We start from the raw sequence: 14,742 nt of genomic DNA, 5'->3' as shown, positions 1-14,742 counted from the left end.
CAATTCCTTCATGAACCGTTATGGTTAAGGATGGGTTAGGATATGAAGCGCGGCGCATTGCCGCGCCCACCCGGCCGGCGCCATGCCTGGACGCAGCCGGTTAACGCCCTAAGCCGAAGCCGGCGCGAGATGAAATCAATCGCCCGCCTTCGGCATGAAGGCAGCGATCCATTCCTTCGGAAATCTGCGCGGCCGGCCGTTCTCGCCGATGATCGCCGCCTCGACCTTAGCCTCGACCAGCACCTCGCCGCCGCGCTTCAGCTGCTGCGCCATGAAGATGCGGGCGCCCGAAATGTCCTGCGTGCGCGTGTCGATGGTGAGGATATCGTCCATGCGGGCCGGCGAGCGGAAGTCGATCTCCATGCGCCGCACCACCCAGACGATGCGCTCGCCATGCTTGCCCTCGGCGAGCTCAGTGTGATGGACGCCGGCGAGCCTCAGATAGTCCGAACGGCCGCGCTCGAAGAATTCGAGATAGCGCGCATGGTAGACGACGCCGGAGAAGTCGGTGTCGGCATAGTAGACCCGCGCCATCAGGCGATGGCCGAATTCCGTCAGCGTCCCGGAAAGCCCGGCGCCGAGTGCCGCCGATTCACCATGATCGTCCATCGCGCTTTCCTTTTCAGGCCCGAACGGGCACCTGTTCGTTCGCGCGCGCTCCCAGACCGCTGAACAGAACAATGCGGTGCGCGCGTGGCGCGGGAATCGGATGGCATTGTTGGGCGCGATGATCAAGACCCTGACGGCGGCGCTGCTGGCGCTTGCCGCCCTGGCCTTGCCGGCCAAGGCGGCGACCTTCTCGATGAAGCGCGGCCTCAATCTCGACCAGTGGACGACCTGGACCGGCGAGGAGAAATGGAACGACCCGAAGGCCATCCTACCCTATCCGGAATGGCGCAAGTTCCTCACGGAGGCTGACCTCAAGGCGCTGAAGAATGCCGGCTTCGATTTCCTGCGCATGCCGGTCGACCCCTCGCCCTTCCTGTCCGACGAGACGCTTGCGTTGCGCGACGAGCTCTACACAACAGTGCTGGATTCCGCGCGCATGATCAATCGCGCGGGCCTGAAAGTGATCGTCGACCTGCATCTCATCCCGACCGGCGGCAACCGCAAGATCGGCATGAGCGAGGTGATGGACGACCCCGCCACCTTCGACGCCTATGTCGAGGTCGTGCGCAAGATGGCGCATACGCTATCGGGAGAAGATCCAAGCCAGGTTGCTTTCGAGCTGATGAACGAGCCGATCGTCGATTGCGACGAGACCGGCACGAACCTGTGGCCGGACCGCCAGAAGAAATTGTTCGCGGCCGCGCGGTCTTCCGCCACCAGGCTGACTTTGATCCTCACCGGAGGCTGCTATTCGAATGCGGATTCGCTGGCCAAGATCGATCCGAAGGCGATCCCCGACGACAACATCATCTGGGCCTTCCATTCCTACGATCCGTTTCTGCTGACACATCAGGGCGCGACCTGGGCCGGCGATTTCATCCGCTACGTCACCGGCCTGCCCTATCCGCTGACCGCTGTGCCGCGCGCCCGGCTCGACGTGGTGCTGGACACGATCCGCGACAGGATCAGGGCCGAGGCGCCATGGACGCGCCGCAGCGGCATGCTTGCCTATCTCGATGAGCAGGTCGTCAACATGGACACACCCGATAAGCTCGTCGGCCTGATGGATGCGCCTTTCAAGACCGTCGAGGATTGGGGCAAGGCCAACGGAGTGAAGCCGGAAGACATCACCCTCGGCGAGTTTGGCATGATCCGCCAGGAATACGGCAGCGCCTATGTGATGCCCGCCGAATACCGCGCCGCCTATGTCAAGGACATGATCGCGCGCGCCGAGGCGCATGGCTTTTCCTGGTCGGTCTGGAGCTATGGCGGCGCCTTCGGCATCGTCGATGCCTTCGGCGGCGACAAGGCCGAGCCCAACGTGATGGACGCGATCAGGTCACTTCACTGAGCAAATCCGGGAAAAGTGCTCGGCGGTCTTCCGTCCGCAATCGTGTAAGAAATACCTGGAACTACCCGAGATCGATCTGCAGGATCTCCGGCGGCATGCCGAAACGCACCGGCATGATGCTGAAGCCAAGTCCGCCGGAAACGATCAGGTTGCGGTCGTCCTCGACGACATGGCCATAGGCGTAGCGGTTGCCGAAGTCGGACGGCACCACCGGCGAATAGCCGAAGAGCCGAACCTGTCCGCCGTGGGTGTGGCCCGAAAGCGTCAGCGAAACCCGTGAGGGCACTTTCGGGAAGATATCGGGCTCATGCGCGAGCAGGATGACGGGCGAGCCATCGTTCGCCTTGGCGAGCGTGCCGTCGAGATCGTCGAGGCCCCTGAAGCCGTGGCGGCCCAAGGCTTTGCTCGGCCGGATTGCCAGCTGGTCCGCAAGTCCGGCAATCCAGAAGCCATGCCCGTCTTTCTCCAGTCGCACGACGTCGTTTTCCAGCACCGGGATGCCGGCGCTCTCCAGTGCCTGGCGTGCGACCGTCGGTCCGGCCTCGGCCAGTTGCGCGGCATGATCGTGCCACCAGTCGTGATTGCCGAGGATCGAGTGCACGCCGAGCGGCGCCTTCAGCCCCGACAAGGCGGAGGCCCACTCCGGCGCAGGCACGTCGGCCGTCACCATCTGCATGCCGTCGACGTAGTCGCCAAGCAGCACGACAAGATCCGGCTGCAACGCGTTTGCCTGCTCGACGAGCGAGCCGATCCGCTCGGGCGTCATCCAGGGGCGGCAGGCATGGATGTCGGCAAGTGCAGCGATGCGCAGCTTGAGGCCCGCCGGCCAGTGCGGCGGCGTCAGGGAATAGCGCTTCACATGGGTGAGCAGCATCGGCTCGATGCCGATTGCATAGGCGCTGAGCGATACCATCGACAGGAACGAGCCGCCGATAAGGCGCAGAAAGCCACGTCTGGTGATCATCGGTCAGCCCAAGCCCCTTGGGATTCCATCAAGCAACTTGCCTTAGACGCGGCAATTGTGCCTTCACCTTGGCGGACGCAAGCAATTTTCGCGCAGACGGGCTATTCCCCGCGCATCCGGAGAACAAATATCCGTTACTCTTCCTGGAACAGGCTGATCTGCTGCTGCGCGAGGTCCTTCGGCGCATCGAGGCCGAGATGCCGCCAGGCATTGGCAGTGAGCACGCGGCCGCGTGGCGTGCGCTGGATGAAGCCTTGCTGGATGAGATAGGGCTCGATGATGTCCTCGATCGCGTCGCGCGGCTCCGAGAGCCCGGCGGCGATCGTCTCGATGCCGACCGGCCCGCCGCCGAAATTGCGGGCGATCATCGAAAGATAGCGGCGGTCGAGCGCGTCGAGGCCGAGCCCGTCGACTTCCAGTCGGGTCAGCGCTTCGTCGGCAATGTGTTTGTCGACATGGCCGTTGCCGGCGACCGAGGCGAAATCGCGCACCCGGCGCAACAGCCGGCCGGCGATACGCGGCGTGCCGCGAGCGCGGCGCGCGATCTCCAGAGCGCCGTCGTCGCCGAGCGGCATCGAGAGAATCCGGGCGCCGCGGCGCACGATCTGCTCCAGCTCGTCGACGGTATAGAAATTGAGCCTGACCGGAATGCCGAAACGGTCGCGCAACGGATTGGTCAGGAGCCCTAGCCGGGTCGTGGCCGCAACGAGAGTAAAACGCGCAAGGTCGATCTTGACCGAACGCGCCGCCGGCCCCTCGCCGATGATGAGATCGAGCTGGAAATCCTCCATCGCCGGATAGAGGATCTCCTCGACCGCCGGATTGAGCCGGTGGATCTCGTCGATGAACAGCACGTCGCGCTCCTCGAGATTGGTGAGCAGCGCCGCGAGATCTCCGGCCTTGGCGATGACCGGCCCCGAGGTCGAGCGGAAATTGACGCCGAGCTCGCGCGCCATGATCTGCGCCAGCGTCGTCTTGCCGAGGCCGGGCGGGCCGACGAACAGCACATGGTCTAGAGCCTCGCCGCGGCTCTTGGCGGCATCGACGAAGACCTTGAGATTGGCGCGCACCGCCGCCTGGCCGACGAACTCGTCGAGCGACTGCGGACGCAAGGTCTGGTCGGCATCCTCGCCGCGCTTGTCGGGGGCAATGAGGCGGGGCGAAAGGCTCATGCGGCCTTCCTTGCATATGGCTGATGGCGGGACAAGCGCTGGCTCACCGCGCCAGCTCCTTCAAGCCGAAGCGGATCAGTTTCGAGGCATCCGCCCCTTCGCCGGCCGACTTCAGCGCGGCCGCCACCGCATTGGCGGCGATGTCGCGCGAATAGCCGAGATTGACCAGAGCCGAGACCGCGTCCGTGATGGGCGCCGCCGCCACGCCTTCGCCAAGCTCCTGCTTGAGGGCGATCGTGCCGTTGGCGGAGCCGGCATAGGCCGGCGCCTTGTTCTTCAGCTCTGTCACGATGCGCTCGGCCACTTTCTTGCCGACGCCAGGAGCGCGGGAAACCATGGCGATGTCGCGCAGCGCGATCGCATTGGCGAGATCGGCCGGCGCCAGCGTCGACAGCACCGCCAGCGCCACCTTGGCGCCGACGCCCTGCACATTGTTCATCAGGAGCCGGAACCATTCGCGCTCGAGCGTGGTCTGGAAGCCGTAGAGCCGGATCATGTCCTCGCGCACATAGGTCTCGATGAACAGCACCACCGCTTCGCCGGGCCCCGGCAGGGAAGCCAGCGTGCGCGCCGAGCAGTAGGCGACATAGCCGACGCCGTGCACGTCGACGAGGCAGGAGTCTTCGTCGATCTCGTCCAGCGTGCCTTTCAGCTTACCGATCATGTCCGAGGGCTTTCTTAGGGATGGGTGTCAGGCGCGATAAGTTCGACATCCGGAAAGTATTTTCTGAAACCTACCGGATCGCGCGTAAGGATGGGATAGCCTCGGATGACGGCATGCGCCCCGATCAAAAAATCGGGCATGACCTTCTCCCGCGGTCCCCCTTGCCGGCGATAGATCAAGAATGCTCTCGACGCGGCGAAGGCCGCTTCGAAGGGTAACCCTTCACGTCGGTACTCATCCTCGGGCAACACGTCGTCGACTTCCTCGATCGTATCGTAGCGCATCGAAAACTCGGCATAGATGATCTGGTTGATGATCAGGCTGCCTCGCTTGCGCGCAGTCTCTATTTTCGGCCGCGACCATTTCAGCCAGACAGGATCGCGAACGGCGACATCGATAAGAACATTGCTGTCGACAAGCGTGGCCAAGATCAGCGATCCCGCGTCATGGCCATGACGTCATCGGCATTCATCGTCTGATCGCCGCTGCCCTCCAGCCGATCAAGCGCGGCGAGAAAACGGGCGAGCCGTTCGCGATCTGCCTGCCGTCCCTTGTCGTGGCGGGGCGTGATTGTGATCTTTCCGCCTTCTATGCCGAAGATCACTTCGCTGTTGGCAACAATGCCGAATGTCTCGCGCAGATCGCGCGGAATGGTCACTTGGCCCTTGCTGGTTACACGCATGGAATAATCCTTTCTTACAAGTAAGAAATATTCCAACAACCGGAACAAGTCAAGAACATACCTATCCGGCAATCGCCATCCGGTAGGCGACGCTCTGGCGGTGATGCGCGTGACAGATGGCGATGGCCAAGGCGTCGGCGGCGTCGTCGGTTTCGAAGACCGCTTTTGGCATCAGCACCTTCACCATCATGTGGATCTGCTTCTTCTCGCCGTGGCCGACGCCGATCACCGCTTTCTTGACCGCGTTGGGGGCGTATTCGGCGACCACCAGCCCGGCGCGCGCCGGTACCAGCATGGCGATGCCGCGCGCCTGGCCGAGCTTCAGCGTCGCCGTCGCGTCCTTGTTGACAAAGGTCTGCTCGACCGCCGCCTCCTGCGGCATCGCCTGATGCAGCACCTCGGCCAGCCCGTCATGCAATTGGCAGAGCCTTGCCGCGAGCGGCGCCTTGTCGTCGGAGCGCACGGTGCCGGAAGCGACAAAGCGCAGCGAATTGCCGAGGCTATCGACGATGCCCCAGCCGGTGCGCCTCAGTCCCGGATCGATGCCGATGATGCGAATCGTTTCCCCCATGCGCCAAGTCTAGCTTCGACGCACGGGGATGCCAGCGAAATGTGAACAAACCAGAAACGGCCTGCGCAGGGCGACCTACGCGGCCGATTGGAACAGAGTTATCAAGCGGCCTGTCAGCCGCGGGCGAAGGCTGTGTTCAGCAGGCTGATCTGGTCGGAGACCGGGTTGGCGCGGCGGCCGGCGGCCGGGTTATCGTTGGTGGCGGCGCCATAGATTTCCTCGTCCATGCGCCGCACAAGCGCCTGCAGGCGGAGCGAGCGTTTGACAAGGTCCAGGAATTCCGCCGGCAGCTCGCTCCAGCCCAGCGCTTCGTCATGCGCGGAAGCGGTGTCGAGCCGGACCTTGGATTTTTCGGAAGCCACCTGGTCGCGGGTCATCTCGCCGGAGTTCGCCGCCCGCTGCAGCAGCAGCCACGAGGCGACCTGCATCAGCCTGGTTGTCAGCCGCATCGATTCGGCCGCATAGAGCGTCGCCGCTGTGCGCGACAGCTTCTTGGCTTCGAGCCTGCCCTTGCCGTCGAGATATTCGGCCGCCTGCTCGACCAGACCCATGCCCTCCTGGTAGAGCGGCTTGAAGGATTGGGAGAAAACCCGGCGCTCCGCCAGTTTGATGGTTTTCGCGCTGCCCTTCGAAGGCTCGTTCATCGATACGCCCCTGCACTGCCGCAAGCCGATTCGGCATCCTTGCCGATACGTCCTGCACCCTTAAACGACTGAGGCTTGAAAATGCGCTTCGATGCCCACGAAGGCAAGCGCATGTTTAACAAACGGTTAACGCCGGGAGGCGCTCCTGCCGGCCGCCAAGGGGCCAAAAAAAGAGCCGCGGATAAGGCGGCTCTCAGGAGTTTAACAGGGAGGCGTCAAACAAAGTGGCTCCAACCACTCGGTAAGAATCCAGCAAAACTGGATGGCCTCAGTAAACGCCTGTAAAGCTTAATGAAGTCTTAACGCCGGGCGGAATTTTCGATCGAACGGACTTTCCTGTGCCGGAACAGGACAGCCCTTGCGATCCCGGATCGCCTCAACTCCTCCAGACCGCGGGCAAGGCGATGAAGGCGAACAGCAATGGCTGTTGCGGTGCTGAACCGGCTCGATCGTCAGGCGATTCCACGCCGGTCCCGGCGTCGATGACCAGGCAATGCTCAGGATGAGGTCGCGGCCAGCCGCTCCAGGTTCCACATGAAACAGAGACCTGTCCTTCGCGACATCGTTCCGAAACACGCTCCGCGCAAAACGCCGCTCCTGGCAGCGGCCGGCGCAAACCGGCGCCGCAGATCATGAAAGACATTCAGGAGCACACCATGGACTGGTACTCGATCGTCAAATTCCTTCACGTCGTCTCGGCCATTCTGTGGGTCGGCGGCGGCTTCGTCCTGTTCCTGCTCGGCGTGCTTGCCGAGCGCGCCGGCAACATCGAGGACAAGCTGCAGGCGATGCGCGCCAGCGGCCAGCTTGGCGGCCGCTACTTCGCGCCGATGTCGATGCTCACTTTGACCTTCGGCCTCATCATGTGCAGCTTCTGGGTCGGCTTCTCGGAACTGTGGATCATCATCGGCCTCGCCGGCTACGCCACGACCTTCTCGATCGGCATGCTGGTCTTCAAGCCGACCGGCGAGCGCATCGGCGCCATGATCGCTAAGGAGGGCGTGACGCCCGCCGCTCTCGCCATTGGCCAGCGCATGATGCGTTGGGCGCGCCTCGACTATGCGGTGATGCTGGTGATCATCGCCGACATGGTGCTGAAGCCCACCGTGCACGATATCGGCATCCTGGCCGTCATGGCGCTGGTTGTTGCGGCCGGCGCCGCGCTTGGCTTTGGCGGCAGCCGCCAGATGGTGCCGAGCGCCGCTTGACATCGAATGGTCCGGGCGGCCGTCGCGCCGCCCAGCCGTTTACATCAGGCCAGCAAGACCGTCCCAGAGCAGCTTGACCGCCACCACCGCCACTGTCGCATAGGTGAATGGATAAAAGACTTCCGGCCGCATGCGGCGCACCAGCCAGGCGCCGGCGATGGTGGCGAGCGGCGCCAACGGCATCAGCGCAAACGAGGCGGTGAGATTGGTGCTGTCGAACTGGCCGAGTGCGAAATAGGGAACGAGCTTCAGCGCGTTGGTGACGGCGAAGAAGATCGCCGCCGTCCCCGACAGCACCTTCGGGTCGAGCCGGATCGGCAGCGCGTAGACTTGGAAGGGCGGGCCACCGACATGGGCGACGAAGCTGGTGAAGCCGGCAACCGTGCCCCAGAAGGCGGCCGCGATCCGGTTCGGCTCCGCCGCGTGGTCGGCGCCGTGGCGGAACTGCAGATAGATCCAGCGCAAGACGAAGATCAGCGCGACCACGCCGACGATCAGCCGCACCATCTCCTCGGTCACCAGGGCCGCCGTCAGCCAGCCGAGGCCAATGCCGATGACGGCGCCTGGCATCATGTCGACCAGCATCTTGCGGTCATAGACGCCCCACCAGGTCCAAACCGAAACGATGTCCATCAGGCAGAGGATCGGCAGCAGGATGGCTGCGGCCTGCACCGGCGGAATGGTCAGCGCCATCAAAGGCACACCGACGAAGCCGACGGCGCCGCCGAAGCCGCCTTTCGACAGGCCGACGAGGATGACCGCCGGTATCGCGGCGGTATAGAACCAGGGATCGCTGAGCAGACCTGACATTGGAATGGCTGAGAACGGCTGGGGATGGCGGGAGACCTGCAATAGACCACAAAGCGGAACACCGCGATAGCCAATGCGCCGCGCCAGCCGATCGGCACGATCAACTGTCCGTAACCTGGCCTTTCCGATTTGCAGCAAGGCCAGGGCTATGCATAAGGGGTCGCCGGCGCAGCATGAGGTTTGACGATGAGCGAAGTCCATATCCGCCGCGCGGAAGCAGCCGATCTCTCGGCAATCGTCGCAATGCTGGCTGATGACATGCTTGGCCGCGCCCGCGAGGACACCAACATGCCGTTGGCGCAGGCCTATCTGGATGCCTTCGCGGCGCTCGACAGCGACCCGAATCAGTTGCTCGCGGTGATGACGGACGGCGCCGATATCATCGGCACGCTGCAGATCAGCTTTCTCGCCGGGCTGTCGTCGCAGGGCGCCTGGCGCGGCCAGATCGAGGCGGTGCGCATCGCCGTGAACCGGCGCGGCGAAAGGCTCGGGCAGCGCCTGCTGGAATGGGCGATCGGCAAATGCCGCGAGCGCGGCTGCAGGGTCGTCCAACTGACCACCAACAAGAGCCGGCTCGACGCGCACCGCTTCTACGAACGGCTCGGCTTCAAGGCCAGTCATATCGGCTACAAGCTGCAGCTCTAGCGGTTGGTGTCGTTGGCTGTCGGCAATCGCGGCCGCAGCCCTACATCTTGTCCGGTCCCGGGTCGCCACCGGCGGCGGTGATTGCGAGCCGGCTCAGATAGTGCGTCCAGCCCTTCTCATGGCTGTCGCAAATCTCTCGGTTGGCAAGGCCGCTATGGGTGAGCTTGACCCGCGTTCCGCCGGACTCTTCGACCAGATCGATTTCAACAAGGCTCGAACCGGGCGGTGTCCGGTCGTTGCCCTCCCAGCCGAAGCTGTAGGCAAGGCGGTGGACGGGTACGACCTCGGTGAATTGGCCGCGTGCCGCGGCTCTTCCCGCCAAATTCAACAAGTAAAGACCGCCGGGGTTGGGCTCTGCCGTTGCCTCCGTTCCCATCCAGCGCACGATCTTGTCGGGATCTGTCAGGAAGGCGAAGACAGTCGCCGGCGGCGCCGCGATCTGCACCTCACGACGAACGATCAAGGGTTCAGCCATCGAAATCTCCCGAGTATGCGTGCAGCAACATGGCTCGCCCGACAGGCGGCGCCTGACCAGCGCTTTCGATTCGAAGCTAAATCGCCCTTCCGTTCAACAAAAATCTCCTTGGGTTGATTCGCGCTGGTGACAGCAACGGAACGCCGAAGCATGATCGTGTCGATGCGGCTTTCCTCAACTCTCGCCTGGCTGGTCGACTGCGCCGGCGGCGCCGTCCAACCGGATGATTTTCTGGCTACCCTCGGCGCGCGGCTGGTTGACGATGGGCTGCCGCTCGCCGGTGGAGCCCTGACGCTCGCCGCGCCGCATCCGATCATAACGCGCCGCGCCTGGCTGTGGCGGGCCGAGACAGGCGTCGTCATGGAGGCGCTGGGTTTTGGTGCCGGCACGATGCCTGGAGCCGGGGAGGGCGATCTCGGACGCGAATGGCTGGCGCGACTGGGAACCGGTGTTGTGTACGATTACACGGTTGGGCCTGAGCGTGAGGATGCGCAATCCGAGAATCCAAAGCTGAATTGGGTCGCGGCCCGTCCTCTCGCGGAGCACGAAACGAACACACTGGACCATGTGGCGCGCTTCGCCGCCGCCACTTGCCGCTCTCGCCGCCAGGTCGGCGCTGTCGGCCCTGCTTCAGGCCTATCTCGGGCAGCGAAGCGCGGCGCAGGTATTGGCCGGCCGTTCTCGGCGCGAGGTTGGCGAGACGATCCGCGCCGTCCTGCTCTACAGCGATTTGCGCGACTTTACCGCCCTGTCGGAGGAGACGGACGCCGAACAGGTCGTGGCGGCGCTCAACGCTAGCTTCGACCGCATCGCCGGCGCCGTTCACGCTTTTGGCGGCGAGGTGCTGAAATTCATCGGCGACGGGGTGCTGGCGATCTTTCCTGTCGGCGAGCGCTCGGCTTCAGAGGCTTGCGAGGCAGCGTTGCGCGCGATCGCAGCAGCGCGGGCGGGAATGGCGCAGCTCAACCAGGTCCGTACCAGACAGGGCATGCCCCAGCTGCAGTTCGGCATGGCGCTGCATCTGGGCGACATGGTGTGGGGCAATGTCGGCACAGCCGACCGGCTGGATTTCACCGCGATCGGCCCGGCCGTGAATCTCGTCAGCAGGCTCGAAGGCCTGTGCCGGCCGCTTGGACGGAGTGTGCTGATCTCGGGGGCTGTCGCGGCGGAAACATCAACGCCCTTGGTCCCTTTGGGCGAACATCAATTGCGCGGAATCGCCAGATCGTGCGCCGTCTTCGGCCTACCGGACGCGTGACCCCTAAGTCTAGACCAGGGGGGACCCCGGCGGCGGCCCCGGAGCCCAACGATCCTGCTTCGCCCTCCTGTTCAAGCCGGACGCTTTGCTCTATGCCGCAATGCAACCATCTTCGCCCGGCATAGGCGAAAACCGGGATCGAAGGCCAATGAACGATTTAACGCCGCCCAACCGCTGCCGTATCGTGCTGATCGCGCCGCCGCTTGCGTCGGCGGACCACATCTGCGCGGCCTTCGACGGTGGCGACATCGCCTCGCTGATCCTGCCCGACAACGGTATGGATGATGCCGCCTTCCAGGCCTTCGCCGAGAAGATCGTGCCAGTCGCGCAAGGTTGCGGCATTGCCGTCATCATTGCCGGCGACAGCCGCATCGCCGGCCGCGTTCACGCCGACGGCATCCATGTCGAAGCCGGCCGGAAAGACCTCGCCGAGACGATCGAGCGCCTGGCAGGCAAGATGATGGTCGGCGCCGGCGGCGCCAAGACCCGCGACGAGGCGCTGGAGCTCGGCGAGGAGCGGCCCGACTATATGTTCTTCGGCCGTTTCGGTTACGACAACAAGCCGGAGCCGCATCCGCGCAATCTCTCGCTCGGCGAGTGGTGGGCGCAGATGATCCAGATCCCTTGCATCGTCATGGCTGGGTCCGATCTCGCCTCGGTGGAGACGGTGGCGGCCACCGGGGCCGAGTTCGTGGCGCTCTCCAGCGCAGTCTTTGCCAACAGGCTCGACCCGCGCGTCGCGGTCGCCGCAGCCAACGCCCTGCTCGACGAAACCGCGCCGCGTTTCGAGGACTGACATGCGCTGGCCTCGGCTTCCCCTTGCGGCGCTGGCCGCTGCCTTGACGATCCAGGCGGCCGCGGCTACGGCCGCCGAGACCGTGCCGGTGCCGCAGCCCAGACCGGACACGAGCACACCCGACACGACCGCGCCGGGTGCAAGTGCCCCGAGCACTGGCGCTCCAAATACAGGCGTCCCGACTCTGGACGCAGCGCATACAAACAAGCCGATCGAGACACCGCTGCCCCAGCCGGCGACGCTGCAACCGCCATCGGCCGATACCGTCAATCCCGACCGCTTCGGCGCCAAGCCGCCGGACGCCGCCTACGGCGCATTTCAGCGCGGGCTCTATAAGACCGCCTATAACCTCGCCATGGCCCGGGCCAAGAACGGCGACCCCGCGGCCCAGACGCTGGTCGCCGAAATCCTGTCGCGCGGGCTCGGCGTGCCGCTGAACGCGGCCGAGGCGGCGAAATGGTATGCACTCGCTGCCGAGCAGGGCGTGCCGGAAGCGCAGTTCCAGTATGCGCTGATGCTGCTCGACGGCCGCTACGTGAAGAAGGACGACAGGGAAGCCTATGCCCTGATGCAGGCCGCCGCCGAGGCCGGCAACCGCCTGGCGCAGTTCAACTTCGCGCAATTGCTCGTCCAGCAGGATCCGGGCGATGTCGGTATCGGCAAGGCCTCGGTCTACTATGAGCGCGCCGCCAATACCGGCCTTGCCGACGCCGAATACGCGATGGCGCAAATCTACGCCAACGGCGCCGGCGGCCGACCGCGCGACGATGCCAAGGCGCGCATCCTCTTGGCGCAGGCCGCCCGCCAGAACTACGACACCGCGCAGATCGATCTGGCCAGCTGGATGATCGAGGGCCGTGGCGGCGGGCGCGACCTGAAATCGGGCTTCGCCTGGATGAAGCGCGCGGCCGAGGGCGGCAATGTCGCCGCCCAGAACCGCCTCGCCAGGCTCTATATGGGCGGTATCGGCACCGAGCCGGACCTGATCATGGCCGGAGCCTGGTACATTCTCGCCCGCCGCGCCGGGTTGATCGACCCTGAGATGGACGATTTCCTGCAAGGCCTCGACGACGACCAGACCAAGCAGGCGCTGCAGAAGGCAAACCGGCTGCCCTGAAGGCGCTTGGCCGCGGCGGCCGGCTCCGTGACGCTCCCTTGCCTCGCTCCCTTGCCACTCGGTGCAATTTGTGGTCTTGGAGGCGCCAAAGCGCGCTCCGCGCGGAAAAATCTCATTCCGGATCAGTTCATCATGGCCAAGATCAGTGGCAGCGAAATCCGTCCCGGCTATGTCATCGAGCATGATGGCGGCCTGTGGGTGGCGGTCAAGACCAACACCGTCAAGCCGGGCAAGGGCGGCGCCTACAACCAGGTCGAACTGAAGAACCTGATCAACGGCACCAAGCTCAACGAACGCTTCCGCTCGGCCGAGACCGTCGAGCAGATCAGACTGGAGATGAAGGATTTCTCTTTCCTCTACGAGCAGGGCGACGCGCTGGTGTTCATGGACACCGAAAGCTACGAGCAGCTCGAATTGAACAAGGATTTTGTCGGCGAGCGCGCAGCCTTCCTGCAGGACGGGATGATGGTGACGGTTCAGCTCTATGAGGAACGGCCGATCGGCATCTCGCTGCCCGACCAGGTGACGCTGACCATCACCGAGGCCGATCCGGTGGTGAAAGGCCAGACGGCGGCCTCCTCCTACAAGCCGGCGGTGCTGGAAAACGGCGTCCGCGTCCTGGTGCCGCCCTTCATTTCGGCCGGCGAGCGCATCGTCGTCGACACCAACGAGATCACTTACGTGCGCCGCGCCGAGTAGACGACCAACAGCAGGAAGAAAAAAGAAATGGCACGCTCCGCGATCCTCAATGTCATGGTCCAGGCCGCTATGAAGGCCGGCCGGTCGCTGTCGCGCGATTTCGGCGAGGTGCAGAACCTGCAGGTCTCGATGAAGGGGCCGGGCGACTATGTCAGCCAGGCCGACCGTAAGGCGGAAGAGATCGTCTTCACCGAATTGTCCAAGGCGCGGCCGGGCTACGCCTTCCTGATGGAGGAGCGCGGCGCCGTCGCTGGCGAGGACGACCAGCATCGCTGGATCGTCGACCCGCTCGACGGCACCACCAACTTCCTGCACGGCATCCCGCTTTTCGCGGTGTCGATCGCGCTCGAGCGCCAGGGCCAGATCGTCGCCGGCGTCGTCTATAATCCGGCGATGGACGAGCTCTACACCGCCGAGCGCGGCGGCGGCGCCTTCATGAACGACCGCCGGCTGCGCGTTGCCGGCCGCACCAAGCTCACCGATGCCGTGATCGGCTGCGGCGTGCCGCATCTCGGACGCGGCCAGCACGGCAACTTCCTGATCGAACTCCGCAACGTCATGGCCGAAGTCTCCGGCGTTCGCCGCATGGGCTCAGCCTCCCTCGATCTCGCCTATGTCGCCGCCGGCCGCATGGACGGGTTTTGGGAAGTGGGCCTCTCCGCCTGGGATATCGCCGCCGGCCTGCTGCTGATCCGGGAGGCGGGCGGCTTCGTCTCCGACTTCGAGGGCGGACAGGAAATGTTGGAACGCGGCTCGGTCGTCGCCGGCAACGAGCTCATCCAGCGCGCGCTGCTCAAGACCCTGAAGAAACCGCTTCCGATGCGCTGACAGGCTCTATCTCTTTGTTTTGACGCAATTCCGGACGGAAAACCGTTCCGCACTTTTCCTGGAATTGCTCTAGTACCTCTGCACAGAGGATTTGACGGTTTCGATGGGTTGTAGCCTGGGTAGGCTGTCGGGTTCGACGAGCAGTTCGATGCTGCGCGCGAGGCCCGGTTGCTTGCGGATCAATCCGGCGCGCTCGAGGGTGAGCACCATCTGATGGACGGAAGGCGCGGTGACGCCGAAGAAGCGCTG

Annotated in this window: 17 protein-coding genes and 2 pseudogenes; 8 read left to right on the top strand and 11 right to left on the bottom strand. The window is 64.4% G+C overall.

Annotation, left to right across the window (positions count from 1 at the left end; all coding sequences use genetic code 11):
- Positions 1 to 135: 135 nt before the first annotated feature.
- Positions 136 to 609: a tol-pal system-associated acyl-CoA thioesterase gene (gene ybgC, locus RFN28_RS12305; RefSeq protein ID WP_320287609.1), complete on the bottom strand. Its 474-nt coding sequence runs from the start codon at positions 607 to 609 to the stop codon at positions 136 to 138.
- Positions 610 to 709: 100 nt separating this feature from the next.
- On the opposite strand from ybgC, the gene RFN28_RS12300 reads away from it, so the two are divergent.
- Positions 710 to 1,960, top strand: a complete 1,251-nt coding sequence (locus tag RFN28_RS12300) for a glycoside hydrolase family 5 protein (protein ID WP_320287608.1) — start codon at positions 710 to 712, stop codon at positions 1,958 to 1,960.
- Between the two features lie 61 nt (positions 1,961 to 2,021).
- Here the strand turns inward: RFN28_RS12300 and RFN28_RS12295 are convergent, their stop codons facing one another.
- The 7 genes from RFN28_RS12295 to rcdA all read right to left on the bottom strand — a co-directional run bounded on the left by RFN28_RS12295 (position 2,022) and on the right by rcdA (position 6,657).
- Positions 2,022 to 2,924 carry a metallophosphoesterase gene (locus tag RFN28_RS12295; RefSeq protein ID WP_320287607.1) on the bottom strand — a complete coding sequence of 301 codons (903 nt, stop codon included), beginning with the start codon at positions 2,922 to 2,924 and terminating at the stop codon, positions 2,022 to 2,024.
- 134 nt (positions 2,925 to 3,058) lie between these two features.
- Entirely contained in the window at positions 3,059 to 4,096 is a 1,038-nt protein-coding gene (ruvB, locus tag RFN28_RS12290) for a Holliday junction branch migration DNA helicase RuvB (protein WP_320287606.1), read from the bottom strand.
- A gap of 43 nt (positions 4,097 to 4,139) precedes the next feature.
- A complete protein-coding gene (gene ruvA / locus RFN28_RS12285) occupies positions 4,140 to 4,760 on the bottom strand; it encodes a Holliday junction branch migration protein RuvA (protein WP_320287605.1) in 621 nt (206 codons plus the stop codon).
- Positions 4,761 to 4,774: 14 nt separating this feature from the next.
- Positions 4,775 to 5,188 (bottom strand): type II toxin-antitoxin system VapC family toxin, encoded by a 414-nt coding sequence (locus RFN28_RS12280; RefSeq protein WP_320287604.1) that lies wholly within the window; start codon positions 5,186 to 5,188, stop codon positions 4,775 to 4,777.
- 2 nt (positions 5,189 to 5,190) lie between these two features.
- Positions 5,191 to 5,442 (bottom strand): AbrB/MazE/SpoVT family DNA-binding domain-containing protein, encoded by a 252-nt coding sequence (locus RFN28_RS12275; RefSeq protein WP_127299628.1) that lies wholly within the window; start codon positions 5,440 to 5,442, stop codon positions 5,191 to 5,193.
- A gap of 61 nt (positions 5,443 to 5,503) precedes the next feature.
- Positions 5,504 to 6,013, bottom strand: coding sequence for a crossover junction endodeoxyribonuclease RuvC (gene ruvC / locus RFN28_RS12270; protein ID WP_320287603.1), 510 nt, complete (start codon positions 6,011 to 6,013; stop codon positions 5,504 to 5,506).
- 113 nt (positions 6,014 to 6,126) lie between these two features.
- Positions 6,127 to 6,657: a protease adaptor protein RcdA gene (rcdA, locus tag RFN28_RS12265; protein WP_320287602.1), complete on the bottom strand. Its 531-nt coding sequence runs from the start codon at positions 6,655 to 6,657 to the stop codon at positions 6,127 to 6,129.
- 656 nt (positions 6,658 to 7,313) lie between these two features.
- On the opposite strand from rcdA, the gene RFN28_RS12260 reads away from it, so the two are divergent.
- Positions 7,314 to 7,865, top strand: a complete 552-nt coding sequence (locus tag RFN28_RS12260) for a DUF2269 family protein (RefSeq protein ID WP_320287728.1) — start codon at positions 7,314 to 7,316, stop codon at positions 7,863 to 7,865.
- 39 nt (positions 7,866 to 7,904) lie between these two features.
- Here the strand turns inward: RFN28_RS12260 and RFN28_RS12255 are convergent, their stop codons facing one another.
- Positions 7,905 to 8,675 (bottom strand): sulfite exporter TauE/SafE family protein, encoded by a 771-nt coding sequence (locus tag RFN28_RS12255; RefSeq protein ID WP_320287601.1) that lies wholly within the window; start codon positions 8,673 to 8,675, stop codon positions 7,905 to 7,907.
- Between the two features lie 186 nt (positions 8,676 to 8,861).
- On the opposite strand from RFN28_RS12255, the gene RFN28_RS12250 reads away from it, so the two are divergent.
- Positions 8,862 to 9,320 carry a GNAT family N-acetyltransferase gene (locus tag RFN28_RS12250; RefSeq protein ID WP_320287600.1) on the top strand — a complete coding sequence of 153 codons (459 nt, stop codon included), beginning with the start codon at positions 8,862 to 8,864 and terminating at the stop codon, positions 9,318 to 9,320.
- 40 nt (positions 9,321 to 9,360) lie between these two features.
- Here RFN28_RS12250 and RFN28_RS12245 read toward each other — a convergent pair whose 3' ends face one another.
- On the bottom strand, positions 9,361 to 9,795 hold the full coding sequence (locus RFN28_RS12245) for an SRPBCC family protein (protein WP_320287599.1): 435 nt from the start codon (positions 9,793 to 9,795) through the stop codon (positions 9,361 to 9,363).
- A gap of 162 nt (positions 9,796 to 9,957) precedes the next feature.
- Between RFN28_RS12245 and RFN28_RS12240 the strand changes: the two are divergent.
- The 5 genes and pseudogenes from RFN28_RS12240 (at position 9,958) to RFN28_RS12220 (ending at position 14,493) form a co-directional block, all read left to right on the top strand.
- Positions 9,958 to 11,053 (top strand): annotated as a pseudogene (locus RFN28_RS12240) (adenylate/guanylate cyclase domain-containing protein).
- A 148-nt stretch (positions 11,054 to 11,201) separates the two neighbouring features.
- Complete coding sequence (locus tag RFN28_RS12235) at positions 11,202 to 11,849, top strand: thiamine phosphate synthase (protein WP_320287598.1); 648 nt, start codon at positions 11,202 to 11,204, stop codon at positions 11,847 to 11,849.
- Position 11,850: 1 nt separating this feature from the next.
- Positions 11,851 to 12,966 (top strand): tetratricopeptide repeat protein, encoded by a 1,116-nt coding sequence (locus tag RFN28_RS12230; protein WP_320287597.1) that lies wholly within the window; start codon positions 11,851 to 11,853, stop codon positions 12,964 to 12,966.
- Positions 12,967 to 13,098: 132 nt separating this feature from the next.
- A complete protein-coding gene (gene efp, locus RFN28_RS12225; RefSeq protein WP_040974387.1) occupies positions 13,099 to 13,665 on the top strand; it encodes an elongation factor P in 567 nt (188 codons plus the stop codon).
- A 27-nt stretch (positions 13,666 to 13,692) separates the two neighbouring features.
- The gene (locus RFN28_RS12220; RefSeq protein WP_320287596.1) at positions 13,693 to 14,493 is read left to right on the top strand and encodes an inositol monophosphatase family protein; all 801 of its coding nucleotides are present in this window, start codon (positions 13,693 to 13,695) and stop codon (positions 14,491 to 14,493) included.
- A 69-nt stretch (positions 14,494 to 14,562) separates the two neighbouring features.
- Here RFN28_RS12220 and RFN28_RS12215 read toward each other — a convergent pair.
- Positions 14,563 to 14,742, bottom strand: a pseudogene (locus RFN28_RS12215) (MarR family transcriptional regulator); the annotation flags it as partial.

It is taken from the genome of Mesorhizobium album, assembly GCF_033977205.1.
GTDB lineage: Bacteria > Pseudomonadota > Alphaproteobacteria > Rhizobiales > Rhizobiaceae > Mesorhizobium > Mesorhizobium album.
The sequence above is the reverse complement of the archived record's forward strand: the minus strand, read 5'-3'. Positions and strand labels throughout refer to the sequence as shown.